Genomic DNA, 25,143 nt, shown 5'->3' with positions numbered 1-25,143 from the left:
CGCAAGAATGGTGTGACCGCTGCGGTCATACCATTCTTCGCGATCTGATCATTCCCCTTTCGCGCCACCACGACTAATTTCGGTGGCAGAGCAAGAACAGCAGGCGCGAAAGGACAGCTGATGGACGACACGAAGCCGGGACCGCTCGACGGAGTCCGGGTGATCGACCTCTCGACCGTGGTGATGGGCCCCTACGCGGCGCAGATCCTCGGTGACCTGGGCGCCGACGTGATCAAGATCGAATCCCCCGCCGACACGGTGCGCGCGGGCCCGTACCGCACCACACCGGGCATGACCCCGCTCAACCTGAACGTGAACCGCAACAAGCGCAGCGTCGCCCTCAACCTCAAGGACGCCGGCGAGCGGGAGAAGGCGCTGGAGCTGATCGACACCGCCGACGTGCTGATCACCAACATGCGCCCCGGCGCGCTGGCCCGGCTGGGCCTCGGCCACGCGGAGGTCGCGAAGCGCAACCCGGGCCTGATCTACGCCCACGCGCAGGGTTTCCGCAGTGACTCCGACCAAGCCGGCAACGCCGCGTACGACGAGACCGTGCAGGCCGCGTCGGGACTGGTCGACATCGCGAACCGCGCGCTCGGCAAGCCGGTCTACCTGCCGACGATCCTGGGCGACAAGGTCTCGTCGCTGACCATCGTCTACACCGTGCTCGCCGCGCTGCACCACCGCGACCGCACCGGTGAGGGCCAGCGGATCGAGATCCCGATGACGGACACGCTGATCGCGTTCACCCTCGTGGAGCACCTCGCGGGGCACGTCTTCGAGCCGGCGCAGGGCCCCACGGGTTTCCCGCTGTCGATGTCGAAGGGCCACCGCGCCGCGCCGACGAAGGACGGGCTGGCCTGCGTGATCCCCTACAACCCGCGGAACTTCCGCGATTTCTTCGCCGCCGCCGGCCGTCCCGACCTCGTCGAGGACCCGCGTGTGAACGGCGAGGCGATCGACAACGCCGACGTCGACGACCTCGCGGAGCTCATCGACGAGTGCGCGCCGGCGCTCACCACCGCCGAGTGGGCCGAGGTCTGCGCGAAGCACAGCATCCCGTTCGCCCCGGTCCTGGAGCTCGACCGCGCTCACGAGGACGAGTACGTGCGCGAAGGCCACCTGCTCGACACGGTCGAGCACCCGACCGAGGGCAGCATCCGCACGGTCGGCATCCCGGTGCGCTTCTCCGCCACGCCCGCCTCCATCCGCCGCCCCGCGCCGCTCGCCGGGCAGGACACCGAGGCCGTGCTGGCCGAGCTCGCGAACCGCTGAACTCACCGCGACAGAAGAGAAGTGACGTCATGAGCACCGAAGTGCGCACCGAGCGGATCGGCACCACGTGGCTGATCACGATCGACCGCCCGCAGGCTCGCAACGCCGTGAACGCGGCCGTCGCGGCCGGGCTGGCGGACGCGCTGGACACCCTCGAGCACGACCCGGCCCTGCGGGCCGGTGTGCTCACCGGCGCCGAAGGCACCTTCAGCGCCGGGATGGACCTCAAGGCCGCGCTGACCGGCGAAAGCCCGGAGATCCGGGGCCGCGGGTTCGGCGGGCTGACCGAGACTCGGCCGGCAAAGCCGCTGCTCGCGGCCGTCGAAGGCTCGGCCATGGGTGGCGGGTTCGAGCTGGCGCTGGGCTGCGACCTCGTGGTGGCCGCCGAGAACGCGAAGTTCGGGCTGCCCGAGGTGAAACGCGGCCCGATCGCCGCGGGCGGCGGCGTGATCCGGCTGCCGAAGCGCATCCCGCACCACCTCGCGATGGAGCTGCTGCTCACCGGCGAGCCGATCACCGGCACCCGGGCCGGCGAGCTCGGCCTGGCCAACCGCGTCGTCGCGGCCGGCGAAGCCACCGCCGTCGCGCTGCGGCTGGCCGAAGCGGTCACGCAGAACGCGCCGCTCGCGCTGGCCGCCGTGAAGAAGATCGTGCGCGCCGCCGACGGGGCCCCCGAGCCGGACGCGTTCGCCGCGCAACGCGAAGAGCTGAAGACCCTGATGAGCTCAGCCGACGTCCGCGAGGGCCTGACCGCCTTCGCCGAGCGCCGCGCGCCCGAGTGGACCGGACGGTGACGACGATGAAACGAGAAGAAGTCCTGCGGCACGTGACCACGCCGCTGACGAACCCCGCGTTCCCCGCGGTGGTCCCGCGCTTCACCAACCGCGAATACCTCAACATCGTCTACCGCACCGATCCCGATGCGCTGCGCGCCGTCGTGCCCGAGCCGCTGCGGATCGACGAGCCGCTGGTGCGCTTCGAGGTCATGAAGATGGGCGACGTGAGCGGCTACGGCCCCTACACCGAGTCGGGCCAGGCGATCCCGGTCACCTTCGACGGCGAGCGCGGCGAGTACCTGCACGCCATGTACCTCGACAACTTCCCCGCCACCGCGTCGGGCCGCGAGGTCAGCGCGTACCCGAAGACCGTCGGGGCGCCGAAGCTCTATGTCGACAACGGCGCGCTGGTCGGGACGCTCGACCACGGCACCCTGCGGGTGGCGACCGCGACCATGGGCTACAAGCACTTCGCACTCGATCCGGCCGAAGCAAAGGCCCAGATCACCGTGCCGACCTTCATGCTCAAGGTCGTCCCCGGGTACGACGGCGCGCCCCGCGTGCTGGAGCTCGTCCGCACCGAAATCACCGACGTGGTCGTGAAGGAAGCCTGGACCGGGCCCGCGCGGCTGCAGCTGTTCGAGCACGTGCTCGCCCCGCTGGCCGACCTGCCGGTGCGCGAGATCGTCTCCGCGAGCCACGTCCTCACCGACCTGACCCTGGCCCCGGTCACGCCGGTCCACGACTACCTCAAGGGAGCTTGACCATGAGCAGCACCGAGTTCCGCAGTGCCTTCAAAACGGCCGCCGTGATCGGCGCCGGCACCATCGGCCTCTCCTGGACCGCGCTGTTCGCCGGGCACGGCCTCACGGTCAAGGTCACCGACCCACGACCCGATCTCGCCGAGGCCGTCGCCGCGGCGCTGGCCGAATTCGCCCCGCACCTCGCGGCGCAGGGTCTCGACGTCACCGGGCTCGCGGACCGCGTGCACCTCGCCGCGGACGTCGCCGACGCCGTGCGCGACGCCGACGTGGTGCAGGAGAACGGCCCGGAGAACCTCGAGTTCAAGCAGGACCTGTTCGCGCAGCTCGTCGCCGCGGCTCCGGCGCGCGCGCTGCTGCTGAGCTCGTCGTCGGCGATCCCGTCGACCGCGTTCACCGGCGACCTCGCCGACGCGAGCCGCGTCCTCATCGGACACCCGTTCAACCCGCCGCACCTCATCCCGCTCGTGGAAGTCGTGCCGGGCGAGCGCACCGGCGAAGCCGCGGTGCGGGCGGCGGTCGCCTTCTACACGCTCCTCGGCCGGGTGCCGGTCGTGGAGCGCAAGGAAATCCCCGGCTTCGTCGGCAACCGGCTGCAGAACGCGCTCAGCCGCGAGGCGATCTACCTCGTGGAGCAGGGCGTGGTGACACCCGAGGACCTCGACCGCGTGATGACGAACTCGCTCGGCATCCGCTGGGCCACGGTCGGGCCGTTCCTCGGCTCGCACCTGGGCGGCGGCCCCGGTGGTTACCGGCACCTGGCCGAGCACCTCGGCGTGTCGATGAAGAAGCTGTGGGCGGGCCTCGGGCAGCCCTCGCAGAGTCCCGAAGAGACCGAACGGCTCGTCGAAGCCGTCGAAAAGGCTTACGGCTCCTCCCCGTACTCGCAACTCGCCGAGGCGCGCGACCGCAAGCAGCTCGCCGTCCTGTCCGCTTTGGACAGCGCGGAACGCAAGGAGGAGAACTGACATGACCACGCTCGAAGACCAGCTCGTCGCCGACTTCTACGACTACGAGGCCCTGCTGTCCGACGACGAGCGCAAGCTGCTGCTCAAGGCGCGCACCTTCCTGCGCGACGAGGTCAAGCCGCTGGTGAACGAGAACTGGGCCGCCGGCACGTTCCCGAAGGAACTCATCGCGAAGTTCCGCGAGAGCGGCCTCGCCGGCCTGCCCTACGAGGGCTACGGCGAACACCGCGCGGCCACCAGCCACCTGCTCACCGGCATGCTGGCGATGGAGATGAGCCGCACCGACGCCTCGGTCGCCACCTTCTTCGGTGTCCACAACGGACTCGCCATGTACTCGATCCATTCGGGCGGCAGCCAGGAGCAGCGCGACCGCTGGCTCCCGGAAATGGCCGCGATGGACAAGATCGGCGCGTTCGCCATGACCGAGCCGCTCGGCGGGTCCGATGTGGCCGGTGGCATGCGCACCACCGCGAAGCGGGACGGCGACAGCTGGATCCTCAACGGCACCAAGCGGTGGATCGGCAACGCGACCTTCGCCGACTACGTCGTGGTGTGGGCGCGTGATGTCGACGACGACAACGTGAAGGGTTTCGTCGTCGAGAAGAACACGCCGGGCTTCTCGCCGGCGAAGATCGAGAACAAGATCGCGTTCCGCATCGTCGAGAACGCCGAGATCACCCTCACCGACGTGCGGGTGCCGGAGGCGAACCGCCTGCAGGGGATCGACTCCTTCCGCGGGGTCGCGGAGATCTTGCGCGCCACGCGCGGCGGCGTCGCGTGGCAGGCGCTGGGCGTGATGATCGGCGCCTACGAGCTGGCGCTGGACTACGCGAAGGAGCGCAGGCAGTTCGGCCGCCCGATCGCGCGCTTCCAGCTGGTGCAGGACCTGCTGGTGAAGAGCCTCGGCGACATCACCGCGAGCTGGGGCCTGCTCGTTCAACTGGCCCGCCTGCAGGACGCCGGCGTGTTCAAGGACGAGCACTCCTCCCTCGCGAAGGCGTTCGTCACCTCGCGCATGCGGGAGGTCGTCTCCCGGGCCCGCGAAATCTTCGGCGGCAACGGGATCGTGCTCGACTACGACGTCGCGCGGTTCTTCGCCGACGCGGAGGCCATCTACTCCTTCGAAGGCACCCGCGAGATGAACACGCTCATCGTCGGCAAGGCGATCACGGGCCAGAGCGCCTTCGTCTGAGCATCACCAGGATCAGGCCTGGCGGGGATCAGTTCACGCAGCCGGTGGCGTTCGTCGCCACCGGCTGCTGCGGCGTGCTGTCGGCGGGCGAGTCCGAAGGCGGTGCGAGCGTTTTCGTCACGGCGATCGGGCGCACCCCGCCGTGGCTGCCGTGCGGCGTGCTCGTCTCCCCCGCCCCGCCGGACGCGGACACCGCCGGCGAGTTCAGCTGGTCCTGCACGAACGCCTTGACCTGCTGCGGGTCGACCTTCACCGCGTCGCCGTCGGCCGGGGTCGCCAGCGAAAGGCTCAGCACCGGGATCGTGACGAACCCGATGGTGCCGGAGCTGATGCCGTGCAGCTGCTGGGCGAAGCTCACGATGTCCCAGCCCTTGTCGAGCACGACCGAACCCTGCAGCGCGTCGACGAGCGCGGAGAGCCTGTCCGGGCTGGTGAGCGTGCCCGAGCCGAGCACGTTCTTCGCCATGCCGGCGAGGAACGCCTGCTGGCGCGCGATGCGGTCGAGGTCACCGTTGGGCAAGCCGTGGCGCTGGCGCACGAACGCGAGCGCCTGCGAACCCGAGAGCGTCTGCTCGCCGGCCGGGAAGTTCGCACCGGAGTAGGAGTCGTGCACCGGCGCCTTGAGGCACACCTGCACACCGCCGACCGCCTGGCTCAGCGCCGCGAAGCCGGCGAGGTTGACCGCGGCGTAGTGGTTGATCGTGAGCCCGGTGAGCTTTTCGACGGTCGCGATCGAGGACTTCGCGCCTTCGGCGTCGGCGGCCACCTCGAGCTGCGGGCCGCTGAGGCCCTTCCCCGACAGCTCCGAGCGGGCCGAGGCCCGCGCGCGGCTGTAGGCGGAGTTGATCTTGTGCTTGCCGTAGCCAGGGACGTCCACATAGGAATCGCGCGGGATCGAGATCGCCGTGGCGGCCGCTCCGCCGGCGGGCACGTGCACCACGATCATCGTGTCGGTGGTGTCGCCGCCGTCGTCGCCGCTGCCGGCGTGCAACGAGTCGAGCACGTTCTGCGGCAACGGGTTCCCGTTGGCGTCGGTGCGCGAGTCGAGCCCGACCAGCAGGATGTTCTGGGCGACTTGGAGCGGTTGTCCGGTTGTCGTCTCGGGCAGCTGCGCCGCGGGCGGGATCACGTCGGCCGTGACGAGGCCGGCGTCGAGCCGGTGCAGCTGGGACCACGCGAACCCGGTGGCGCCGAGGACCAGAGTCGACACCACGCCGAGCACGACGCGGCCGCCGATGCGGCGACCGCGGGAGGTGAGCAGCACGACTGGATCCCCTTGCTTCCCCGGGAGGACGGTTCCCTACCTCCACGTCCGAGGATCACCGCGTTAGCTGGGAATCAGCTGAGAATCTTGTCGCAAACACGTGATGGTGCCCGTTCGGCCGAGCCCCGGTGGACCGAAAGTGAGCTGTGCCACGGGGTTTCGCAACGCGCTGTGCCGAAGCGCGCACGCGCCGCACGGATCGCTGTGTCAGCGCGGCATGCGGCGCCACACGGCGCGCGGCAGAAAGCGCATGACCGCGAAGACCGGACGGAGCACTCCCGGCACCCAGACGACCGCGCGCCGTCGCCGCAGCCCCGCGACCGTCGCGTCGGCCACCTGGTCCGGCGTGCTCGAGAACGGCGCGGGTGCCATGCCCTCGGTCATCCGGCCGATCACGAAACCCGGCCGCACGAGCAGCAGGTGGACGCCGCTGCCGTGCAGCGCGTCGGCCAGCCCGCACGCGAACCCGTCGAGGCCGGCCTTCGCCGAGCCGTACACGTAGTTGGCGCGGCGCACGCGCACGCCGGCGACGGAGGAGAACACGACGAGGCTGCCCGAGCCCTGTGCGCGCAGGAGTTCCGCCGTGTGGGTGAGCACGGCCACCTGGGCGACGTAGTCGGTGTGGACGATCGCGGTGGCGTGCGCCGCGTCCGCCTCCGCGCGCGCCTGGTCGCCGAGGATGCCGAAGGCGAGCACGACCACGTCCAGCGGCCCGTGCTCGGCGGCCACGCGGTCGAGGAACGGCCGGTGGCCGGCCAGGTCGTCGGCGTCGAAGTCGGCGGTCTCGACCACCTCGGCGCCCGCCGAGCGCAGCGTCGCGACCGGCTCGGCCAGGTCCGCGCCCGGACGCGCGGCCAGCACGAACCGCCGCGCGCCGCCCGCCGCGAGCCGCTGCGCGACCGCCGTCCCGATCTCGCTTCGTCCGCCCAGCACCAGCACCGTTCCGCTCACGCGCGGCAGTCTGCCAGCCCGGCCGGGGCCCGCCGCGGGTGGCCCGTTTCACAAACTGCAACTTTGCAGATCGTGAAAGTTTCGCGCTACTCTCGACGGCGTGTCCTCCCCCGGTCTGCGCGAGCGCAAGAAGCTCGAGACGCACCGCACGCTCGCCACGACGGCCGTGCGCCTCGTCGGTGAACGCGGTCTGGACCACGTGACGGTGGAGGACATCGCCGCGGAGGCCGGGGTTTCCGCGCGCACCTTCTTCAACTACTTCGCGTCCAAAGAGGACTCGGTGGTGATCGCGCACGCCGACCACGCGGAACGCAGCCTGCGGATGGTCGAGCGGCTCGCCGAGGTCGAGCCCACGCGCAGCACGCTCGAGGCGCTGCTCGCGAGCGTGCGCGAAGACCTGGCGGAGATCGACCGGGACCGCGACGAGTGGCTCACCCGTATCCGGATCATCAAGGAGAACCCGGGGCTCACGCTGCGCGCCATGTCGCTCGACTCCGACGCCGTCGAGCCGACCATCGCGGCCATCGCGAAGCGCAGCGGGACCGACCCGGCGAAGGACCTGTACCCGTCGCTGCTGCTTTCGGCGTTCGGCAGCGCGCTGAACGCCTCCCTGATGCTCTGGCGCGAACTCGGGGGCTCGCGCCCGCTGCTCGACCTGGTCGACGAAGCGGTGGCCACGCTGGCCGCCGGGCTCGCCGACCCGCACTGACCCACCCACGAACGCACTTCTGAGGGGATCTCCATGACCGTGTCCGAAACCGAGGCGCCCGCCGCCCCGGCCGCGATGAGCAGGCAGCAGGTGCTGCAGGCGATGTCGGGGCTGATGATGGGCATCTTCGTCGCCATCCTCGCCTCGACCGTCGTCGCGAACGCGCTGCCGCGCATCGTGTCCGAGCTCGGCGGCTCGCAGGCCTCCTACACCTGGGTGGTGACCACGGAGCTGCTCGCGATGACGGCGACGGTTCCGTTGTGGGGCAAGCTTTCCGACCTCTACAACAAGAAGCTGCTGATCCAGCTGTCGCTCGGCCTGTTCGTGGTCGGCTCCCTCGTGGCCGGCTTCGCGCCGAACATCGAGCTGCTCATCGTCAGCCGCGTCGCGCAGGGCATCGGCGGCGGTGGTCTCACCGCGCTGGCGCAGGTGATCATGGCGGCGATCGTGTCACCGCGGGAGCTCGGCAAGTTCTCGGGCATCTTCGGTGCCGTGTTCGCCATCGGCACGGTCGCCGGGCCGCTCATCGGCGGCGTGCTCGTGGACACCTCGTGGCTCGGCTGGCGCTGGTGCTTCTTCCTCGGCGTGCCGTTCGCGCTCGCCGCGATCGCGCTGCTGCAGCGCACCCTGAAGCTGCCGACGATCCGGCGCGAGGCGCACGTGGACTGGCTCGGGGCGTTCCTGATCATGCTGGGCGTGTCGACGTTGCTGGTGTGGTCGTCGCTCGCCGGTTCGTCGTTCGCGTGGGGTTCGTGGCAGACGGGCGTGCTCGTGCCGGCCGGGGTCGTCGTGCTGGCGCTCGCGGTGTTCGTGGAGACGAAGGTGCGCGAGCCGATCATCCCGCTGCGCCTGTTCCGCAACCGCACGGTCTCGCTGACCACGATCGCGAGCTTTTTCGTGGGTGTCGCGATGTTCGGCGGCACGGTGTTCCTGTCGCAGTACTTCCAGCTCTCGCTCGGCAAGTCGCCGACCGTCGCCGGTCTGATGAGCCTGCCGATGATCTTCGGGCTGCTCGTGTCCTCGACCGTGTCGGGCCAGCTGATCAGCCGCACCGGCCGCTGGAAGGGCCACCTGATCCTCGGCGCCGTGCTGCTGACCGCCGGTCTCGGGCTGCTCGGCCTGCTCGACGCGCACACCAGCGTGCTGGAGCTGAGCCTGTTCATGCTCGTGCTGGGTGTCGGCGTCGGCATGCTGATGCAGAACCTGGTGCTGGTGACGCAGAACGACGTGCCCGCCCAGGACCTGGGCGCCGCGACCTCGACGCTGTCGTTCTTCCGCAGCCTCGGCGGGTCGATCGGCGTGAGCGCGCTCGGCGCGGTGCTGGCCAACCGCGTCACCACGCTGATCACCGAGGGCCTCGGCCCGCTGCCCGGCACGAGCGGCGGCGGCAGCGAGAAGGTGCCGAACCTCGCCGACCTGCCCGCGCCGATCGCGAACGTGATCCGCGAGGCCTACGGCACGGCGACCAGCGACCTGTTCCTCATCGCGGCGCCGATCGCGCTGCTCGTGGTCGTCGCGGTGGCGTTCCTCAAGCACCTGCCGCTCAAGACGCAGAGCGGGCTCGAACGCCTCGCGGAGGAGTCCGCCTGAGCTACGGTTCCGGCGTGGACAGCGTCGATTCCGGAACCGGCTTCGGAGACCTCCTCGAGCGGCACCGCCGCGAGATCCGGGTGCACTGCTACCGGATGAGCGGTTCGCTCGAGGAGGCCGAAGACCTGACGCAGGAGGCGTTCCTGCGCGCGTGGAAGGGCCGGGCCGGGTTCGAGGGCCGGGCGAGCCTGCGGACGTGGCTGTACCGCATCGCCACGAACGTGTGCCTCGACGCGCTGGCCCGCCGCCCCCACCGCGTGCTGCCCGACGAGCTCCAGGCCGCCGGTGACCCGGGCGGCTTCCCGGCGGCGCTCGATCTGCCGTTCCTCGGCCCGATCCCCGATCTGCTCCTGGACGCGGCGGCCCCGGACGACACCGGCGCCGCGGTCGTCGAGCGGGAGACGATCGAACTCGCTTTCCTCGCGACCATCCAGCACCTGCCGCCGCGCCAGCGGGCGGCCCTCATCCTGCGTGACGTGCTCGACTGGTCCGCCAAGGACACGGCGGCGTTGCTCGAGACGTCGGTGGCGTCGGCGAACAGCGCGCTCCAGCGGGGCCGGGAAACGCTGCGCACGCGCCTGCCGGCCCGGCGAGCCGAGTGGGCCGTCGCCGCGCCGTCCGCCGACGAGGCGGTTCTGCTGCGCCGCTTCATCGCCGCGTACGAGGCCGGCGACGTCGGCGCCGTGGCCGAACTCCTGCGCGCTGACGCCCGCGCGGTCATGCCGCCGTACGCGCTGTGGTTCGACAGCCGGGACCGGATCATCGCCGCGCTGCGCACGAGCATGGACCCGGCGTCGCCGTACTTCACCGGCTGGTTCCGGATGACGGCGGTGCGCGCCAACCGCCAGCCCGCGGTGGCCACCTGGGTCCGGCGGCCCGGGGACGACGCCTTCCGCCGCTTCGGCGTCAGCGTGCTGACGGTGGAGGACGGCGTGGTGACGGCGATGGCGGCCTTCGAAACGCCGTCGTTCGCGCCGTACGGGTTGCCGGAAGTGCTGGCCGATTGACGCCTTGCGCGGCGACGGAGCGCCGAACGCTTGGTGCGCGCGAGGTGACGCACCGCGACGGCCCGTCGATCGTGGTCATTCGCGCTGAGCGAGGTCCCCATTTCGTCCAGCGGGGGCCGGCAACGGGGTGTCCGGGGCACGAAAATGCCCGGGTGGTGACCTTGGATCAGGTCACCACCCGGGCACAAGCCGGTCCCCAGTGGGTTTTCCGGGAAAAGTCTCGCCCTCGCCGCCGGGAATGGTCACCGGCTCGCGGTCAGGCGGCTCGATGCCGTTCTGCGGCGGGGCGGGCGCGGACCAGCTTCCGGCGTTCCAGCTCGGTGGTCCCCCCGAAGATGCCGTTGTCCAAGCCGTTGTCGAGGGCGTAGGAAAGGCACGCTTCGCGAACCGGGCAGCGCGCGCAGACAGCCTTGGCCTGGGCGACCTGCCGGGCTCCGGGGCCGACGTCGGAAATCGGGAAGAACAGTTCCGGGTCCTCGTCCTGACAGGCTGCTCGGGACAGCCAGCCGGTGGTCGTGAGTTCCATTTTCGCGTTTCACCTCCTGTCGAACATTGTCGTTTCTCGGTCAACCGACTTCTCCGCGCGCGCACGACACAGCACAACTGGTGTGGCGCTCGGTGGGCTTTCGGCCGCTGCCGCCCGGCCCCGTAGGGCCCGCGGGCAACCGAATATCCAACTTACCACCGACGGCGGTTGTTCCCACCGGAGAAGGTTCCAGGTCACACTCGATTTTTTGTGGCTCGCGCAGGGGGAAGTACCCCGCACACGCGGGGCTACACACGGTGCCGAAACCGAATCGTTACACCTGGCGCCGCCCCCACCGCACCTGTTCCTCCGACGGCTGGTTCCGGCGCTGGGAGGGAGCTCGGGGGTGGACGGGTTCGACGGGTTCTTCCGCGCCGAATTCCCGCAGCTCGTGGCCTTCCTGTGCAAGACGGGGCTGGAGCCCGCGGCCGCGCGCGACGCGGCCCTCGAAGCGCTCGCCGGCGAAGCGGGCACGTGGCCCCAGCCGGGCGACCCGCGGGCGCGGGTGCGGCTGGCGGCGGCCCGGCACGCCGGTGAGCAGGCCTGGTTCGCGGACCGGGCCGGGGACCCGCCGGGCGACCGGCTGACCGCACTCGTCGAGCAGAACGCGCTGGGGGTCGAGCTGCTCGCGACGCTGCCGGACACGCAGCGGACCGTGCTGGCCTGGTCGCTCGACGGGTTCGCCCCCGCGGCCATCGGCACCGCGCTCGGCATGCCCGCCAACACCGTGCGCTCGAACCTGCGTCATGCGCGGGAGCGGCTGAAACGCCGGCTGTCCGTCGACGAGGACGAGACCCTCGTGACCCTGCTGCTGGAAGCCGGCAACGCCTTGGCCGCCGCGCTGCGCCGCGGCCTCGACGGCGAAGCCGCGCTCGCCGCCGTGAAGGACCTGGCACCGCACTTCCCGGCCCACTGGCGGGCCGACGACGCCCCGGTCGCCGCCGCCGTCGCCGGTGATCCGCGGGCGGCCGCGCAGCTGCTCGCGGCCATCCGGCCCCTGGTCGTCCGCTACTGCCGCGGCCGCATCGGCGGGCTCGACCGCTCCTACTCCTCGGCCGACGACGTGGCCCAGGAGGTGTGCGTCGCGATCATCTCCGCCCTGCCCGCCTACCGCGACCTGGGCCGGCCGTTCCTCTCCTTCGTCTACGGCATCGCCCAGCACAAGGTCGCCGACGCCCACCGTGCGGCGGCCCGCAACCGGACCGATCCGGTGGCCGAACCGCCGGACGCCACGGACCCCGCCGACGGCCCCGAGCAGCGCGCCCTGCTCGGCGAACTCGGCGGCCACCTCGGCCACCTCCTCACGCGGCTGCCCGACCGCCAGCGGGAGATCGTGCTGCTGCGCGTCGTGGTCGGCCTCACGGCGGAGGAAACGGCGGACGCCGTGGGTTCCTCCCCGGGCGCCGTGCGCGTCGCCCAGCACCGCGCCCTGCTACGGCTGCGCACCCTCCTGTCCGGCGAGCCGGCCTGAGCCGCCCGCTTCAGGACGACCGTCACCCGCCTGGACGGACTGCTCACGCGCCCGCGAGTTTCGCGGCCACGAACTCCGCGAGGGTCTCCACCGGGCCGGCCGTCGCGTCGCGGGAGAGGAGGACGATCTCGACGTCGCCGGGGTCCGGGAGGCCGAGCTCGGCCGGGAGGGCGATGAGGCCGGGCGGGACGAGGCTGCGGGCGTGGACCGTGATGCCCAGGCCGGCGGCCGCCGCGGCGCGCAGGCCGGTGAGGCTGGACGTGAGGCAGGCCGCGCGCCATTCGAGGCCGGCCCGTTCGAGGGCCTCCACGGCGAGCTGCCGGGTGACCGACGGCATCGGGTACTGCACGAGCGGCACGGGCTGGCCGGGTTCGAGCACGGTGGCCGTCGAGCCGATCCACACCAGCGGTTCGCGGCGCAGCACGCGGCCGTCGCCGCCGGCGCCGGGGCGGCGCTTGCCGAGCACGAGGTCGAGGCGGCCCTCGGCGAGGCGGCGGGCGAGCACATCGGACAGTTCGACGTGCAGCTCCACGTCCACCAACGGGTGACTGCGCCGCAGCCGCGCGAGGATCTCCGGCAGCTCGTCGAGCACGAAGTCCTCGGAGACGCCGAAGCGCACGCGCCCGCGCACCAGCGTGCCGCGGAAGTGGCGGGCCGCGCGGTCCTCGGTGTCCACAATGGTCTGTGCGAAGCCCAGCATCGCCTGCCCGCGCGCGGTGAGGTCCACGGCGTGGGTGTCGCGTTGGAACAGCAGGCCGCCCGCTTCCCGTTCGAGCCGCCGGATGTGCTGGCTCACTGTGGGCTGGCCCACACCCAATCGGCGGGCCGCCGCGGTGAAGCTGCGGGTTTCGGCCACCGCGAGGAACGACCGGCACAGCCGCGAATCCAGCATGCGTCACATCTTATCGGCGTCCACAATGACAGTGAGTACGGTCATCGGGGTTCCGAATGATCGCACCGCGCCGGAGAATGGTGGAGAAAGGAGCTCCATGACGACTGTGCTCGCCCCCCTGACCCGCCCCGTCTCCGCCTTGCTGGCGAAGCTGCGGATCGACCCGTTCATCGCCGCGATCCTGTGCACCGTGGGCGTAGCCTCGCTGCTGCCCGCCTCCGGCGCGACCGCGACCGGGTTCGGGATCGCGTCGAACATCGCCGTCGGCTTGTTGTTCTTCCTCTACGGCGCACGGCTTTCCAGCGAGGAGGCGCTCGACGGGCTGCGGCACTGGCGCCTGCACGTGACTGTGCTGTCCGCCACATTCGTGCTGTTTCCGTTGCTGGGCCTCGCCGCTTCGTTCCTCTCGCCCGGTTTGCTGACTTCGCCGCTCTACACGGGCGTGTTGTTCCTGTGCCTGCTGCCTTCGACGGTGCAGTCGTCGATCGCGTTCACGTCGATCGCGAAGGGCAACGTGGCCGCGGCCATCTGCAGCGCGTCGGTGTCGAACCTGCTCGGCATCGTGCTGACCCCGCTGCTCGTCGCGCTCCTGCTGTCCACGGACGGGCCGGGCGTGAGCGGTTCGGCGGTGCTGGACATCGTGCTGCAGCTGCTGGTGCCGTTCGTCGCCGGTCAGCTCGCGCGCCGCTGGATCGGCGGCTGGGTGACCCGGCACTCGGCTCCGCTGAAGCTCGTGGACCGCGGGTCGATCCTGCTGGTCGTGTACACGGCGTTCAGCGAGGGCATGACCGAGGGCATCTGGCACAAGCTGGACCTCGGGCCGCTGTTCGTGCTGCTGGGCGTCTGCGTGGTGCTGCTGGCAGCCGTGCTGACGACCACGAGCGTCGGCGCGCGGCTGCTCGGCTTCGAGCGCGCCGACCGGATCACGATCGTGTTCTGCGGGTCCAAGAAGAGCCTGGCCAGCGGACTGCCCATGGCGACCGTGCTGTTCGGCCACGGGCAGGTCGGCCTGATCGTGCTGCCGCTGATGCTGTTCCACCAGATTCAGCTGATCGTGTGCGCTGCGATGGCCCGCCGCTACGCGCGCCAGGCCGCGGCCTCGGACGAAGACACCGACGAGCAGGGTGAGCTGGTCGCCGCGGGCTGACCGGTGAGTTTTCGCGGGCGCCGGAGTCGGTACGGGCGTCCGCGAATTCTCCGGGAGGTTCCATGAGCACGGTCCTGTACCACGTGACGATGTCGCTCGACGGCTTCATCGCCCGCCCCCGCGACGACGTGTCGTGGCTGCTCGGGGTGGGTGACGGGGTGCCCAACCCGGCCGTCGAGCGGCTGCTGCCGCGCATCGGGGCGGCGCTGATGGGCGGGCGCACGTACGCGCCGGCCACCACGGCCGCGGGCGAGGTGTACGGCGGCCGCTGGCGCGGGACGATCGTCGTGCTCACCTCCGCCGACCCGGCGACGGCCCAGCCCGGCTTCACCTTCCGCGCCGACCTCGCGTCGGCACTGGCCACGGCGAAGGCCGCCGCCGGCGACGGGTACGTCGCGGTGCTCGGGGCCACCACCGCCCGAAGCTGCCTCGAAGCCGGGGAGCTCGACGAGGTGCTCGTGCACGTGGCCCCGGTGTTCCTCGGCGACGGCGTCCGCCTGTTCTCCCGCCCCGGCGGCGACCCGGTGCGGCTCGAACCCGTGGAGCTGAGCCACGCCGGGCGCGTCGCGAACGTGTGGGCGCGGGTACCGTCCACATCGGACGTCAGATGAGGACGTTCTTGTAGAAGATGTTGGCGTAGCGGTCGACGCCGTCGCGGGAGCCGAAGCCGAGGAACAGCCGCGTCTCGCCGGCCACCGTGCGGTAGATCGCCAGGCCCTCCGGTTCGCGGTACACCAGGGTGCTGCCCGCCTTGGTGAACGCGCGGCTCTTCACGGTGCCCGTGTTCATGTCCACGCAGGTGACGTAGGAATCGATGTCCGCGGGGTCGTCGTGGCCGGTGCCGTCGAGGGTGTAGAGGTACTGGCCGTAGACCGCGTACCCCTGGAACGTCACGGTGTGATCGGTGAGCGCGGGCTGCGGGAAGTGCGCCAGCGGCCGGGTGAAGTTCCCGGCCGCGGCGTCCGCGAGCGAGTACAGGCTGAACCAGAACGCGCCGTTCTCGCTGCGGCGCACCAGGAGGCGGTTGTTGATCGGGTCCGTCGCACACGTGATCGTCTTGCTGCCCGTGAGGAACTTCTTCACCGACGGCGTGCCGCCGTTGACGAACTTGAAGCGTGCCAGCGCCGTGCCGCGCCCGTCGGTGCCGGTGGAGTCGGAATCGCACTCCATCCAGACGTACGAATCACTCCCGACGGCCTCCACGCCGATCGACACCCCGTGCCCGGCCCCGTTCAGGTGCATCGCCCCGAGCAGCTGCCCGTCGAAGCTCAGCTGGTTCACGCACAGGTCGTCGCCGGACGTCCCGTTCTGCGCCTGCACGACGAAGAGCCGCCGGTTCACGTTGTCGAACGTGAACCCCTGCATCACGTGGTGCGATTCGTGCAGCACCTTGCCGCGGAACAGGTCGTAGGACGGCTGGGTCAGGTCGAAGTACTGCGAACCCGGGACGGTGCCCGTCGCCGCCCCCGCTCTCGCCACCCCGGCGCCCAGCAGCGCCGTCGCGGCCACCAGCCCACCCCCGGCCCGCAGCGCGGCCCGGCGTGACAATTCGTGCATCGTGGTCCCCTTTCCCTGCATGACGTGGTCAGGGGGCCACGGTGCTCCGGGGGCGTACAACGGCCGTACAAACCGAGGTCAGTTGACCAATCCGCATCCCCCGCTGACCGGCATCACGGTCCCGGTGAGGAAGGACGCCTCCGGACTGGCGAGGAATCGGACGACCGGCGCCACCTCTCGAGCCGCCTCGCGCACGCTGACGGAGTCGGTTACGTCGCAACCGGGCACGGTCAGCAGCAGCATCTGCAGCCCGGTGGTGCCGGTGGAGGTCGAGCGAAGTCGTCGTGATCGCCTTGGCCGACGGAGTGCTCGTCAGCCTGGTGTCGAACAAGCTCTCCACCGGTGGCGCGCAGCCCTCCACCGCGTCCGGCAAGTCACCCGCCGACCTCGCCGACGGCGAGGCCAGCGGCACGGTGCAGGACCTCGTTTCGTCGGTCCCGCACGGGATCCAGTCGGCCTTCCGGACCTTCCTCACCGACGGTTCCACCGGTGCACTGCACACGATCCTCTGGGACATCGCCGCCTTCGTCGCCGAGCCGCCGCGCGTCGGGGACGCAGGCGTGGTCGAAGAAGATCTCGCGGCACCCGATGGCGACAGACTGCCCGGCCTCACCTCGGCGTGGGCGCATCGGAGCGCGACAGCGCCGCGGACCGGTGGCGGCGCACGATCCGGCCGGCACGTATTCCGGGTGGCCGGTGCCCCGACAGCACCGGCCGCGCGGGAGCCGAACTCCGGTCAGGTCTTCGCGAGGGGCCGGGAAGGCACGTTGTCCTCGATCACCAGCCGCAGGACGTGGTCGCGGAGTTCGGCGGCGCGGCGGTTGTCGAGGAGGCCCTGGCGGCGCAGCCGGGGTTTCGGCAGGTCGACCGGGACGATCTCCTTCACGGTGCCTGGCGAGGGCGTCAGCACCACGATCCGGTCCGACAGGAACACGGCCTCGTCCACGTCGTGGGTCACGAACACCGTCGTGGTGTTCGACCCCGCGACGATCGCGGCGAGCTCCTCCTGCAACCGGAGCCGGGTGAAGGCGTCGAGCGCGCCGAAGGGTTCGTCCATCAGCAGCAGGTCGGGTTCGCTGACCAGCGCGCGGGCCAGGCCGGCGCGCTGCTTCATGCCGCCCGAGAGCTGGCGCGGGTAGTAGTCGGCGTACTCGGTGAGCCCCACGAGTGCGAGTTTCTCCGCCACCTTCGCCTGGACCGTGCGGCGGTCGAGGTCGGCGCCGGTCTCGTTCAGGCCCATCACGACGTTGTCGCGCAGGGTGCGCCACGGCATCAGCGCCGCGTCCTGGAACACGAACCCGAGCCGTTTCGGCACGCCCCGCACCACGGTGCCGTCCACGGTGATGGAGCCCGCGCTGTACGGGGCGAGCCCGGCGATCATCCTGATCAGCGTCGTCTTCCCGCAGCCGGACGCGCCGACCAGGCTGACGAACTCACCGGAGGCGATTTCGAGGTTGACGTTGCGCAGGGTCACGTTCGCCGAGCCGCGGCGGCGCGAGTAGCGCTTGCCCACCCGGGACACGACCACGGTCGCGCCGGTTGTCGCGTGCGTCATTTCTGGCCGTTCCCCTTCGCTTTCTGAGCGTAGGACGCGTCGGCCCACTGGGTCACCGGTGCCGTCGCCTTGAGCGCGCCCGCCTGCAGGTACAGCTTCTGCTGCTGGTCCAGCAGGCCGGTGTCGAGGATGGTGCCGACGGGGTAGGCGTTGGCCTGGCGCAGCATGGTGAACAGCTGCGCGGTCTGCGCCCGGTCGGCCGCCGGCTGGATCTGCAGCGCCTCGTTCACGACCGCATCGGTGTTCGCGGGGTCGTTGAACCACACGTACGAGTCGAGCAGCGCCTTGTTGAACGCGACGGCGAGCGGTTCGTTCTTCGCCAGCCAGTCCGGAGTGGCGAACACGTTGTCGTCGTAGAGGTTCGGCGCCTCCTTGGTGAGGTCCATGACCGTCTTGAACCCCTTGGGCTCGAGCTGCAGCTGCGCCGCGTGGCTCAGCATGGTCACGTCGACGCGGCCCGCCACCAGCGCCGGCAGCCGCGAGCTCTGCCCGCCGACGGCGATGATGCTCACGTCCTTCGGCGTCAGCCCCGCCTTCTGCACGAGCAGCAGCGCCTGGGCGTAGTTGACCCCCGTGGTGTCCTGCACGCCGATCTTCTTCCCCCGCAGATCGGCGAGACTCGCGATGTCCTTGGACAGGAACACGTAGTCCTGCCGGGGCTGCGCGAGCGCGAAGTCCTTGAGCTGCACGCCGGCTTCGACCGCGCTCACCCCGCCGGTGACCGCTTCGGAGTAGGCGTCGATGTCCCCGGTCTTGAGCTGGGTGATGGCGATGTTCGGGCTGCTGTCGTTCCACTTCACGGACGCGTCGACGCCCTGCTTCTTCAGCTCGTTCACCGCGTGGACTTCGACGACCTTGTTGGCGTTGGCGGTGCTCTGCAGCATCAGCGTGAAGCGCGAGCCGGACAGCCCGCCGCTGCTGCTGCCGGCCGACGAGGAACCGTGACCGGCGCAGCCGGCGGCGGCGAGCGCGACGGCACAGGTGGCGAGCAGGGTGGCGCGCAGGCGCCGCGGTGGGCGCGAGAAGGCGATCGGCACGGCAAACTCCTTGGGGGAAAGGGAAAACGGGGGAGTGTCGCGGGCTCAGCCGCGACCGAGGTCCTCGCCCTGGGTCCACGAGAACAGCACGCGGCGCACGATCTCCAGCACCGCCGCGGCGATCACGCCGACGAGCGAAGCCGTGAACACACCGGCGAGCAGGTAGGCGGTCTTGAACGCGTTGCCGTAGTCCGTGACCAGTCCCCCGAGCCCGGTCACGCTGATCTCCATCTGCGCGATCACCATGCCGATGAGCGCCTTGCCCAACGCGATCCGCAGCCCGGCGAAGATGCTCGGCACGGCGTTCGGCAGCGCCACCTTCGAAACGGTCTGCCAGCGGTTGAACTTGTAGACGCGCGTGACGTCGATGAGCATCCGCGGCGTCTCCTTGACCCCGCTCGCGGTGTTGATGATGATCGACCAGACCGCCAGCATGAACGTGACGGCGACGCGCGCTTCGAACGCGACCCCGAACCAGATCACCACCAGCGGCACGAGCGCGATCAACGGCGTGGCCTGGAAGAAGTTCACGTACGGGTTGAGCACCCGCTCGACCACGGGGCTGCGGCCCATCACGACGCCGACGGCGATCCCGACCACCACGGCCAGCCCGTAGCCCACGGCGAGGTCGCCCATGGCCGTGCCGAACGCCGGCCCGAGCTGCCCGCCGACGACCAGCTCCCAGAACGCCTTGATCACGTTGACCGGGGTGGCCAGCAGGATCGGGTCGATCTGGTTGCCGACGATCTGCCAGAGCACGAGGAAGACGACCACGGACACGATCGGCAGGCCCCGGGTGAGCAGGCGCCGGCGCCGGTCGTGGGCCTCCACTTCGGATTCGTCCCACTCGTCGTCGGCCCATTCGTCGTCGTGCGCGGCGAGGTCCGGTGGGGATTCGTTCGTCACCCGAGATGCCATCAGCTACCCCTGTCTTTCGAGGGTGGTGTGTGTGCTGAGGTGCGTGAGGCAACCATGATGGATACTGAATCCACTTGAGTCAAGGCGCGGTTGCTACGGCCGTGTGACGATCGTGCGGCGGAATTCGCCTGGCCGTTAACGCGTCGAAGCGGATAAAGATCTTGTCCAGTAAGGCTTTTCGCAGCACAGCACGACAGGTTCGCCTCGAGGTTCGGCAACCGGATACGAGCACCCACTCCGACGGTTGCCCACCGGAAAGCGGTGCCCCTTGACGGCTCGCAATGATCGGGAACGGCAGTGGATCCGAGTGGTATAGACGAAGTAATCCTTGCTGTCGCAGGAAGTTCACCCTTGCTGCCTGCTTGCGCACCGGCTTACAGTGATTGAATCCAGAATCCACTAACGGGAGCCTTGATGACTCGCATCGAGTTCGGTGTCCGCGTTCCCAACTCCGGCCCCCTGTCGAGCGTGGCCAACGTGGTCCGCGTCGCGCAGGCCGCGGAGCAGCTCAGTTTCGATTCGGTGTGGGTGCACGACCACGTGGTCTGGAGCTCCCGGATGCACCGCCACCACATCTCGTCCGGTTCGGCCGAAGCGCTCGCCGACGACCAGACCGCGGACTTCTACGAGTCCCTCACCACGCTGGCCTACCTGGCCGCGAAGACGACCGCCGTGAAGCTCGGCGTGGCGTGCCTGGTCATGCCGACCCGCAACCCGATCTACGCCGCCAAGCAGACGGCCACCCTCGACCACCTCACGGGCGGCCGGCTCATCGTCGGGGTGGGCCTCGGCTCGAAGGCGACCGAATCGTCCAGCGAGTTCGACGTGTTCCAGGTTCCCTTCTCCGACCGGGGCAAGCTCACCGACGAGTACGTCGAGGTCATGAAGACGATCTGGACCGAGCCGCTCGCCTCCTACGCCGGCCGGACGATCAAGTTCACCGACGCCGAGGTGTTCCCGAAGCCGCTGCAGTCGCCGCACCCGCCGGTGTGGGTCGGCGGCTGGACCGACCGCGCGGCCGTGCGCACCGGACGGCTCGGTGACGGCTGGATCCCCGGCTGGCTCTCGCCGGCCGAGATGGCGCGGGGCCGCGACGTCGTGCGGCGCGCCGCGGACGAGGCCGGCCGCGACGGCGAAAAGATCGTGATCGCCGTCGAGAAGCTGGCGACGATCGCCGAGGACCGCGAGGTCGCGCTGAAGCGCGCGCTGCCGACGGTCCGCCAGAGCAGCATGACCTACGAACGCGACGTCGACGACCTGCAGTTCGCGCTCGACCGGCACATCTTCGGGTCGGTGGACGACGTCCGCCGCCGGGTCGCCGAGTTCGTCGACGCCGGGGTCACGCACTTCGAACTGAAACTGCTCTACGCCTCCCTCGACGAGCTGATCGAGCAGATGACCCTGTGGTCCACGCACGTGCTGCCCGAGTTCCGGTGACCGGTTTCCCCGTCCCCGCAAGACGTTCCCGCCCACAAGACACCGCCGACCCGAGAGGTGTGAGCCGTGCCCACGACTTCCTTCGCGCGTGAGTTCACCGTGCCCGCGGATCCACCGGCGTGCTGGCGCGTCCTGACCGACGTCGCGCGGCTGGCCGGCTGGGTCGGCATCCTCGACGACGTCAAGGAACTCAGCCCGCTGGAGAGCTACCAGGCCGTGCTGATGGACCGGCTCGGCCCGTTCCGGCTGCGCGCCGACCTCGACGTGGCCGTGAGCGAGGTCGAGGAACCGCGCCGGATCCGGGTGCGGGCCGCGGGTGAGGACCGGCAGGTCTCGTCGCGGATCGGCATCGACGCGACCCTGCAGCTGGCCACCGGCGACGACGGGGCCACGACGGTGAGCGTCGCGGGCACCTACGAAGTGGTGGGCAAGGTGGCAACGCTGGGTTCGGGCATGATCCGGCAGAAGGCGGCGAAGATCCTCGACGAGTTCACCGGGCACGCCGTCGCCGCGCTGGGCGGGCGCTGATGCTGCCGCCGTTCGAGCTGGAGCGGCCGGACGCGGTCACCGACGTGGTGGCCCTGCTCGGCGAGGACGCGGTGCCCTACTGCGGCGGCACGGAACTGCTGCTGGCCATGAAGATGGGGCTCCTGCGGCCCGCGGTCCTGGTGGACGTGAAGCGGGTGGCCGCGTTGCGCGGCGTACGCCGTGAAGACGGCCGGCTGGTCCTCGGCGCGAGCACCACCCACGCCGAGGTGGCGGGGCACCCGCTGGTGACGGCCGAGGTGCCGCTGCTGGCCACGGTGGCGCACCACGTGGGCAACGCCCGGGTGCGGGCGCAGGGCTCGATCGGCGGGAACCTGTGCTTCGCCGAGCCGAAATCCGACGTGACCACGGTTCTGGCGGCGCTCGACGCGGCCGTGACGCTGGTGTCCCCGCGCGGCACGCGGTCCGTGGCGGTGGCCGATTTCCTGCTCGGCGCCTACTGGGCCGACCGCGAGGCGGACGAGCTGCTCACCGAGGTGTCGATCCCGCTGCCCGCGCCGAAGGGCGCGTACCTGAAGCTGCAGACCGCGGAGCGCCCGACCGTCGGCGTCGCGGCGGTGCGCACCGCGACCGGGCTGCGGCTGGCCGTCGGCGCCGTCGCCGAACGGCCCGTGGTGGTGGACCACGACGGGCCGGGCGCGCCGGACTTCGCCACGCTCGCCGAAGGCATCGAGATGATCCCCGATCTGGCCGGTTCCGTCCGGTACAAGCGGCACGTGACCGCCGTCTACGCCCGGCGCGCCGCGACCGCGTGCGAGGAGAGGACACGATGAGGGCACGTGAGCTGAACACCGTCGTGAACGGATCCGCGGTGGTCCGCCGGGTCGAGAACCGCACCACGCTCGCCGAACTGCTGCGGGAGGAGCTCGGCCTGACCGGCACCAAGGTGAGCTGCGAACTGCAGGTGTGCGGGGTCTGCACCGTGCTGGTGGACGGCACACCCGTGAGCTCCTGCACGTACCTGGCCGCCGACGTCGACGGCAAGCAGGTGCAGACCGTGGAGGGCCTCGCCGGACCTGATGGCCTGCATCCGCTGCAGACCGCGTTCGTCGAGAACTTCGCGCTGCAGTGCGGGTTCTGCACGCCCGGTTTCCTGCTGATGGCGAAGGCGCTGCTGGACACCAACCCGAACCCGACGGAGGAGGAGGTGGTGCACCACCTCGAAGGCAACATCTGCCGGTGCACCGGCTACCGGTCCATTGTGGACGCGGTGCTGTCGGTGGCCGCGGGCGAAGGGGGCGAGTGATGAGCGACCACCGCTTCGTCGGCTCGTCGGTCAAGCGCCGGGACCTCTACGAGAAGGTGACGGGTGCCGCGGTCTACACCGTGGACGTCGTCCCGCCCGGCACGCTGCACGCCAAGGTCGTGCGTGCGGACCGCGCGCACGCGCTGATCGACGCCGTCGACCGCGAGGCGGCGCTCGCCAGCCCCGGCGTCGCGGCGGTCGTCGTGGCCGAGGACCTGGCAGGCTTGTTCGCGCGGTTCGGGCACATCGTGGCCGACCACTGCATCCTCGCCACCGGGAAAGTGCGTTACTACGGAGAGCCGGTCGCCCTCGTACTCGGCGAAACACCGGCCGCCGCGGCCGACGGTGCCGAGCTCGTGAAGGTGTCCTACACCGAACTGCCCGCCGTCATGTCCGCGGCGGAAGCGCTCGCCGACGGCGCGCCGCTGGTGCACGAACTCAGGGCACCGTCGACCCCCGACGAATCGTTCACCGCCATGGCCGCAGGCGCCGGCGAGACCGGTGAAGGCACGCCGGCCGCGGACAACATCGCGCACGAGGCCTCGCTGGAGTGGGGTGACGTCACCGCCGCGCAGGCGCAGGCGAACGTCGTCGTGGCGAGCACCGCGCGGTTCCCGATGCTCTACGCGTACGCCATGGAGCCGTACAACGCGGTGGCCTCGTTCGAGAACGGGCGGCTGCACGTGACGAGCTCGGCGCAGCACCCGTTCATGGTGCGCGCGGACCTCGCGCGGATCTTCGGCCTGCCCCTGACGAAGGTGACCGTGACGGCGCCCTACCTCGGCGGTGGTTACGGCTCGAAGTCCTACACCAAGGTCGAACCGCTCGCGGCCGTCGGCTCGTGGGTCACCAGCCGTCCGGTGAAGGTCGTGCTCGACGTCGAAGGCGCGATCTACACCACCCGCGCCGATTCGGCCGAGGTGAGCGTGCGCAGCGGGTTCACCGCCGACGGCACGCTGGTCTTCCGCGAGTTCGACATCGTGCTCGACTCCGGCGCGTACGCCGACAACAGCCCGCTCGTGCTGGCCAAGGCCGTCAACCGGTGCTTCGGGCCGTACCGCGTGCCGAACCTCCGGGTGCGCGGGCGGTCGCTGTACACGAACACCTCCCCCGCGTCGTCCTACCGCGGTTTCGGCACGCCGCAGGGCGCGTTCGCGGGTGAGCTCAACCTGGACCGGGCCGCCGCCGAACTGGGCATCGACCCGTTCGAGCTGCGCCGGCGCAACCTCGCCAAACCGGGTGAGGAGATCGTGCGCGGCAAACGCGGCGTGGACGCCGACCTGATCGCGGACTTGGCGATGCTCGAAACGTCGCTGCGCGAAGGCGAACGCGCCGAGTCGGGCTACGGCGTCGGGGTCGGCTGCACCGCGTCGGACGCCGGGGCGTTCCCGGTGTCGACGGCGCAAGTCCGGATCCAGACCGACGGTTCGGTCGTGGTGGCGTCGGGCTCCACCGAAATGGGCCAGGGCAGCCGGTCCGCTCTCGCGCAGATCGCGGCGGAGGAGCTGGGGGTGGAGCTCGACGTGGTCGAGGTGAGCCAGGCGGGCTCCGCCGGTCCGTACGAGCGCACGACCGGGGCCAGCCGGACGACGACGCTCGCGGGCATGGCCGTGCAGCGGGCGTGCGCCGAGGCGCTCGGGAAGCTGCGCGCCATGGCAGCCGAGGTCACCGGCACGAACCCGGGTGACTGGTCCGCCGCGGACGGCACCCTGCGGTCGCTGGACCAGACCACGCTCGGCTACGGCGAGATCATCAGCCGCTGGTTCGGCGCGAACGCCGGTGAGGTGACCGGAGTCGGGCTCGTCCGCCGGGAGGGCGCGACCGCCAAGATGCCGCCGTTCTGGGAAATCGGCATGGTCGGGGTCGGCGTGTCGGTGGATCCCGACACCGGCGTGGTGACGGTGGAGCAGCTGGCGACGGTCGCCGACGTCGGCTTCGCGATCAACCCACGGGCCGTGGAAGGACAGGATCTCGGCGCCGCCACGCAGGGGCTCGGCAGCGCGCTGTACGAGGAACTGGTCTACGACGGGCCGCAGCTGCTCAACCCGAACATCGTCGAGTACCGGGTGCCGCGGATCGGCGATCTGCCGCGGCGGATCGACACCATGCTCGCCGAACGCCGCGACGGGATCGGGCCCTACGGCGCCAAGGGGGCCGGTGAGGGCGCGCTGAACCCGATGGGCAGCGCCGTGGCCTCAGCGGTGGCCCGCGCCGTCGGCCGCTGGCCGGACCGGCTCCCGCTGACACCGGAACGCGTGTGGCGGCTGATGAACGATCTCCCGGAGATCGACGACGACTGAGCGCGAAACCGCCTGCGG

25 protein-coding genes and 1 pseudogene are annotated in these 25,143 nt (G+C 70.8%); 17 read left to right on the top strand and 9 right to left on the bottom strand.

The genetic code is table 11. The features are described from left to right. The first annotated feature begins 120 nt into the window (after nucleotides 1-120). The 5 genes from ACIA77_RS36845 to ACIA77_RS36825 are packed head-to-tail and all read left to right on the top strand — an operon-like array spanning nucleotide 121 to nucleotide 4,972. Entirely contained in the window at nucleotides 121-1,275 is a 1,155-nt protein-coding gene (locus ACIA77_RS36845; RefSeq protein WP_395890715.1) for a CaiB/BaiF CoA transferase family protein, read from the top strand. A 29-nt stretch (nucleotides 1,276-1,304) separates the two neighbouring features. Then, on the top strand, nucleotides 1,305-2,069 hold the full coding sequence (locus ACIA77_RS36840; protein WP_395890714.1) for a crotonase/enoyl-CoA hydratase family protein: 765 nt from the start codon (nucleotides 1,305-1,307) through the stop codon (nucleotides 2,067-2,069). A 5-nt stretch (nucleotides 2,070-2,074) separates the two neighbouring features. Further along, entirely contained in the window at nucleotides 2,075-2,815 is a 741-nt protein-coding gene (locus tag ACIA77_RS36835; RefSeq protein WP_395890712.1) for an acetoacetate decarboxylase, read from the top strand. A gap of 2 nt (nucleotides 2,816-2,817) precedes the next feature. Then, nucleotides 2,818-3,780, top strand: a complete 963-nt coding sequence (locus tag ACIA77_RS36830) for a 3-hydroxyacyl-CoA dehydrogenase NAD-binding domain-containing protein (RefSeq protein WP_395890711.1) — start codon at nucleotides 2,818-2,820, stop codon at nucleotides 3,778-3,780. A gap of 1 nt (nucleotide 3,781) precedes the next feature. Beyond that, entirely contained in the window at nucleotides 3,782-4,972 is a 1,191-nt protein-coding gene (locus ACIA77_RS36825; protein ID WP_395890710.1) for an acyl-CoA dehydrogenase family protein, read from the top strand. 28 nt (nucleotides 4,973-5,000) lie between these two features. Here ACIA77_RS36825 and ACIA77_RS36820 read toward each other — a convergent pair whose 3' ends face one another. Next, nucleotides 5,001-6,236, bottom strand: coding sequence for an LCP family protein (locus ACIA77_RS36820; RefSeq protein ID WP_395890709.1), 1,236 nt, complete (start codon nucleotides 6,234-6,236; stop codon nucleotides 5,001-5,003). Nucleotides 6,237-6,443: 207 nt separating this feature from the next. Beyond that, on the bottom strand, nucleotides 6,444-7,187 hold the full coding sequence (locus tag ACIA77_RS36815; RefSeq protein ID WP_395890708.1) for an SDR family NAD(P)-dependent oxidoreductase: 744 nt from the start codon (nucleotides 7,185-7,187) through the stop codon (nucleotides 6,444-6,446). Nucleotides 7,188-7,287: 100 nt separating this feature from the next. On the opposite strand from ACIA77_RS36815, the gene ACIA77_RS36810 reads away from it, so the two are divergent. The 3 genes from ACIA77_RS36810 to ACIA77_RS36800 are packed head-to-tail and all read left to right on the top strand — an operon-like array spanning nucleotide 7,288 to nucleotide 10,493. Continuing rightward, nucleotides 7,288-7,896 (top strand): TetR/AcrR family transcriptional regulator, encoded by a 609-nt coding sequence (locus ACIA77_RS36810; protein ID WP_395890707.1) that lies wholly within the window; start codon nucleotides 7,288-7,290, stop codon nucleotides 7,894-7,896. A gap of 33 nt (nucleotides 7,897-7,929) precedes the next feature. Continuing rightward, on the top strand, nucleotides 7,930-9,486 hold the full coding sequence (locus tag ACIA77_RS36805) for an MDR family MFS transporter (protein ID WP_395890706.1): 1,557 nt from the start codon (nucleotides 7,930-7,932) through the stop codon (nucleotides 9,484-9,486). A gap of 14 nt (nucleotides 9,487-9,500) precedes the next feature. After that, entirely contained in the window at nucleotides 9,501-10,493 is a 993-nt protein-coding gene (locus ACIA77_RS36800) for an RNA polymerase subunit sigma-70 (RefSeq protein WP_395890705.1), read from the top strand. A 256-nt stretch (nucleotides 10,494-10,749) separates the two neighbouring features. On the opposite strand, the gene ACIA77_RS36795 is transcribed toward ACIA77_RS36800, so the two are convergent. Next, nucleotides 10,750-11,019: a WhiB family transcriptional regulator gene (locus tag ACIA77_RS36795; RefSeq protein ID WP_204094955.1), complete on the bottom strand. Its 270-nt coding sequence runs from the start codon at nucleotides 11,017-11,019 to the stop codon at nucleotides 10,750-10,752. On the opposite strand from ACIA77_RS36795, the pseudogene ACIA77_RS36790 reads away from it, so the two are divergent. Both ACIA77_RS36790 and shbA read left to right on the top strand, forming a co-directional pair. Then, nucleotides 11,003-11,722, top strand: a pseudogene (locus ACIA77_RS36790) (hypothetical protein); the annotation flags it as partial. The gene ACIA77_RS36795 and the pseudogene ACIA77_RS36790 overlap by 17 nt on opposite strands. Before the next feature lie 186 nt (nucleotides 11,723-11,908). After that, on the top strand, nucleotides 11,909-12,490 hold the full coding sequence (shbA, locus tag ACIA77_RS36785) for an RNA polymerase sigma factor ShbA (protein ID WP_395890770.1): 582 nt from the start codon (nucleotides 11,909-11,911) through the stop codon (nucleotides 12,488-12,490). Between the two features lie 43 nt (nucleotides 12,491-12,533). On the opposite strand, the gene ACIA77_RS36780 is transcribed toward shbA, so the two are convergent. After that, nucleotides 12,534-13,382: a LysR substrate-binding domain-containing protein gene (locus ACIA77_RS36780; protein WP_395890703.1), complete on the bottom strand. Its 849-nt coding sequence runs from the start codon at nucleotides 13,380-13,382 to the stop codon at nucleotides 12,534-12,536. 97 nt (nucleotides 13,383-13,479) lie between these two features. Between ACIA77_RS36780 and ACIA77_RS36775 the strand changes: the two genes are divergently transcribed. Beyond that, nucleotides 13,480-14,529 carry a bile acid:sodium symporter family protein gene (locus ACIA77_RS36775; protein WP_395890702.1) on the top strand — a complete coding sequence of 350 codons (1,050 nt, stop codon included), beginning with the start codon at nucleotides 13,480-13,482 and terminating at the stop codon, nucleotides 14,527-14,529. A gap of 62 nt (nucleotides 14,530-14,591) precedes the next feature. Then, on the top strand, nucleotides 14,592-15,140 hold the full coding sequence (locus ACIA77_RS36770) for a dihydrofolate reductase family protein (RefSeq protein ID WP_395890701.1): 549 nt from the start codon (nucleotides 14,592-14,594) through the stop codon (nucleotides 15,138-15,140). Here the strand turns inward: ACIA77_RS36770 and ACIA77_RS36765 are convergent. The 5 genes from ACIA77_RS36765 to ACIA77_RS36745 all read right to left on the bottom strand — a co-directional run bounded on the left by ACIA77_RS36765 (nucleotide 15,133) and on the right by ACIA77_RS36745 (nucleotide 19,596). Then, on the bottom strand, nucleotides 15,133-16,086 hold the full coding sequence (locus ACIA77_RS36765) for a teichoic acid biosynthesis protein C (protein WP_395890700.1): 954 nt from the start codon (nucleotides 16,084-16,086) through the stop codon (nucleotides 15,133-15,135). The genes ACIA77_RS36770 and ACIA77_RS36765 overlap by 8 nt on opposite strands. 78 nt (nucleotides 16,087-16,164) lie before the next feature. After that, nucleotides 16,165-16,329 carry a hypothetical protein gene (locus tag ACIA77_RS36760; RefSeq protein ID WP_395890699.1) on the bottom strand — a complete coding sequence of 55 codons (165 nt, stop codon included), beginning with the start codon at nucleotides 16,327-16,329 and terminating at the stop codon, nucleotides 16,165-16,167. Nucleotides 16,330-16,822: 493 nt separating this feature from the next. Beyond that, nucleotides 16,823-17,641, bottom strand: a complete 819-nt coding sequence (locus ACIA77_RS36755) for an ABC transporter ATP-binding protein (protein WP_395890698.1) — start codon at nucleotides 17,639-17,641, stop codon at nucleotides 16,823-16,825. Further along, nucleotides 17,638-18,678 carry an ABC transporter substrate-binding protein gene (locus ACIA77_RS36750; protein ID WP_395890696.1) on the bottom strand — a complete coding sequence of 347 codons (1,041 nt, stop codon included), beginning with the start codon at nucleotides 18,676-18,678 and terminating at the stop codon, nucleotides 17,638-17,640. The genes ACIA77_RS36755 and ACIA77_RS36750 overlap by 4 nt, the downstream gene beginning before the upstream one ends. Before the next feature lie 45 nt (nucleotides 18,679-18,723). Further along, entirely contained in the window at nucleotides 18,724-19,596 is an 873-nt protein-coding gene (locus ACIA77_RS36745) for an ABC transporter permease (protein WP_395890695.1), read from the bottom strand. A gap of 414 nt (nucleotides 19,597-20,010) precedes the next feature. Here ACIA77_RS36745 and ACIA77_RS36740 point away from each other — a divergent pair, with 414 nt between their 5' ends. From ACIA77_RS36740 to ACIA77_RS36720, 5 genes are all read left to right on the top strand, one after another. Further along, entirely contained in the window at nucleotides 20,011-21,033 is a 1,023-nt protein-coding gene (locus tag ACIA77_RS36740; RefSeq protein ID WP_395890694.1) for an LLM class flavin-dependent oxidoreductase, read from the top strand. Nucleotides 21,034-21,099: 66 nt separating this feature from the next. Next, nucleotides 21,100-21,561, top strand: a complete 462-nt coding sequence (locus ACIA77_RS36735; protein WP_395890693.1) for a CoxG family protein — start codon at nucleotides 21,100-21,102, stop codon at nucleotides 21,559-21,561. Next, nucleotides 21,561-22,352, top strand: a complete 792-nt coding sequence (locus ACIA77_RS36730; RefSeq protein ID WP_395890692.1) for an FAD binding domain-containing protein — start codon at nucleotides 21,561-21,563, stop codon at nucleotides 22,350-22,352. The genes ACIA77_RS36735 and ACIA77_RS36730 overlap by 1 nt, the downstream gene beginning before the upstream one ends. Next, entirely contained in the window at nucleotides 22,349-22,825 is a 477-nt protein-coding gene (locus ACIA77_RS36725) for a (2Fe-2S)-binding protein (RefSeq protein WP_395890691.1), read from the top strand. Before ACIA77_RS36730 ends, ACIA77_RS36725 begins: the two co-directional genes overlap by 4 nt. After that, complete coding sequence (locus ACIA77_RS36720; RefSeq protein WP_395890690.1) at nucleotides 22,825-25,125, top strand: xanthine dehydrogenase family protein molybdopterin-binding subunit; 2,301 nt, start codon at nucleotides 22,825-22,827, stop codon at nucleotides 25,123-25,125. The genes ACIA77_RS36725 and ACIA77_RS36720 overlap by 1 nt, the downstream gene beginning before the upstream one ends. Nucleotides 25,126-25,143 lie beyond the last annotated feature (18 nt).

This window comes from Amycolatopsis sp. NPDC051903 (genome assembly GCF_044452505.1).
Classification (GTDB): Bacteria; Actinomycetota; Actinomycetes; order Mycobacteriales; family Pseudonocardiaceae; genus Amycolatopsis.
Note: the sequence above shows the minus strand (reverse complement) of the source record. Positions and strands in the feature narration are given on the sequence as shown.

Excerpts from the sequence above, each read along its gene's own strand:
- ACIA77_RS36725 (WP_395890691.1), top strand. The coding sequence starts at position 22,349 with ATGAGGGCACGTGAGCTGAACACCGTCGTGAACGGATCCGCGGTGGTC.
- ACIA77_RS36755 (WP_395890698.1), bottom strand. The coding sequence starts at position 17,641 with ATGACGCACGCGACAACCGGCGCGACCGTGGTCGTGTCCCGGGTGGGC.
- ACIA77_RS36740 (WP_395890694.1), top strand. The coding sequence starts at position 20,011 with ATGACTCGCATCGAGTTCGGTGTCCGCGTTCCCAACTCCGGCCCCCTG.
- ACIA77_RS36795 (WP_204094955.1), bottom strand. The coding sequence starts at position 11,019 with ATGGAACTCACGACCACCGGCTGGCTGTCCCGAGCAGCCTGTCAGGAC.
- ACIA77_RS36840 (WP_395890714.1), top strand. The coding sequence starts at position 1,305 with ATGAGCACCGAAGTGCGCACCGAGCGGATCGGCACCACGTGGCTGATC.
- ACIA77_RS36780 (WP_395890703.1), bottom strand. The coding sequence starts at position 13,382 with ATGCTGGATTCGCGGCTGTGCCGGTCGTTCCTCGCGGTGGCCGAAACC.
- ACIA77_RS36830 (WP_395890711.1), top strand. The coding sequence starts at position 2,818 with ATGAGCAGCACCGAGTTCCGCAGTGCCTTCAAAACGGCCGCCGTGATC.
- ACIA77_RS36845 (WP_395890715.1), top strand. The coding sequence starts at position 121 with ATGGACGACACGAAGCCGGGACCGCTCGACGGAGTCCGGGTGATCGAC.
- ACIA77_RS36775 (WP_395890702.1), top strand. The coding sequence starts at position 13,480 with ATGACGACTGTGCTCGCCCCCCTGACCCGCCCCGTCTCCGCCTTGCTG.
- ACIA77_RS36745 (WP_395890695.1), bottom strand. The coding sequence starts at position 19,596 with ATGGCATCTCGGGTGACGAACGAATCCCCACCGGACCTCGCCGCGCAC.
- ACIA77_RS36770 (WP_395890701.1), top strand. The coding sequence starts at position 14,592 with ATGAGCACGGTCCTGTACCACGTGACGATGTCGCTCGACGGCTTCATC.
- ACIA77_RS36720 (WP_395890690.1), top strand. The coding sequence starts at position 22,825 with ATGAGCGACCACCGCTTCGTCGGCTCGTCGGTCAAGCGCCGGGACCTC.
- ACIA77_RS36805 (WP_395890706.1), top strand. The coding sequence starts at position 7,930 with ATGACCGTGTCCGAAACCGAGGCGCCCGCCGCCCCGGCCGCGATGAGC.
- ACIA77_RS36765 (WP_395890700.1), bottom strand. The coding sequence starts at position 16,086 with ATGCACGAATTGTCACGCCGGGCCGCGCTGCGGGCCGGGGGTGGGCTG.
- ACIA77_RS36835 (WP_395890712.1), top strand. The coding sequence starts at position 2,075 with ATGAAACGAGAAGAAGTCCTGCGGCACGTGACCACGCCGCTGACGAAC.
- ACIA77_RS36825 (WP_395890710.1), top strand. The coding sequence starts at position 3,782 with ATGACCACGCTCGAAGACCAGCTCGTCGCCGACTTCTACGACTACGAG.
- ACIA77_RS36760 (WP_395890699.1), bottom strand. The coding sequence starts at position 16,329 with ATGCTGCTGCTGACCGTGCCCGGTTGCGACGTAACCGACTCCGTCAGC.
- ACIA77_RS36730 (WP_395890692.1), top strand. The coding sequence starts at position 21,561 with ATGCTGCCGCCGTTCGAGCTGGAGCGGCCGGACGCGGTCACCGACGTG.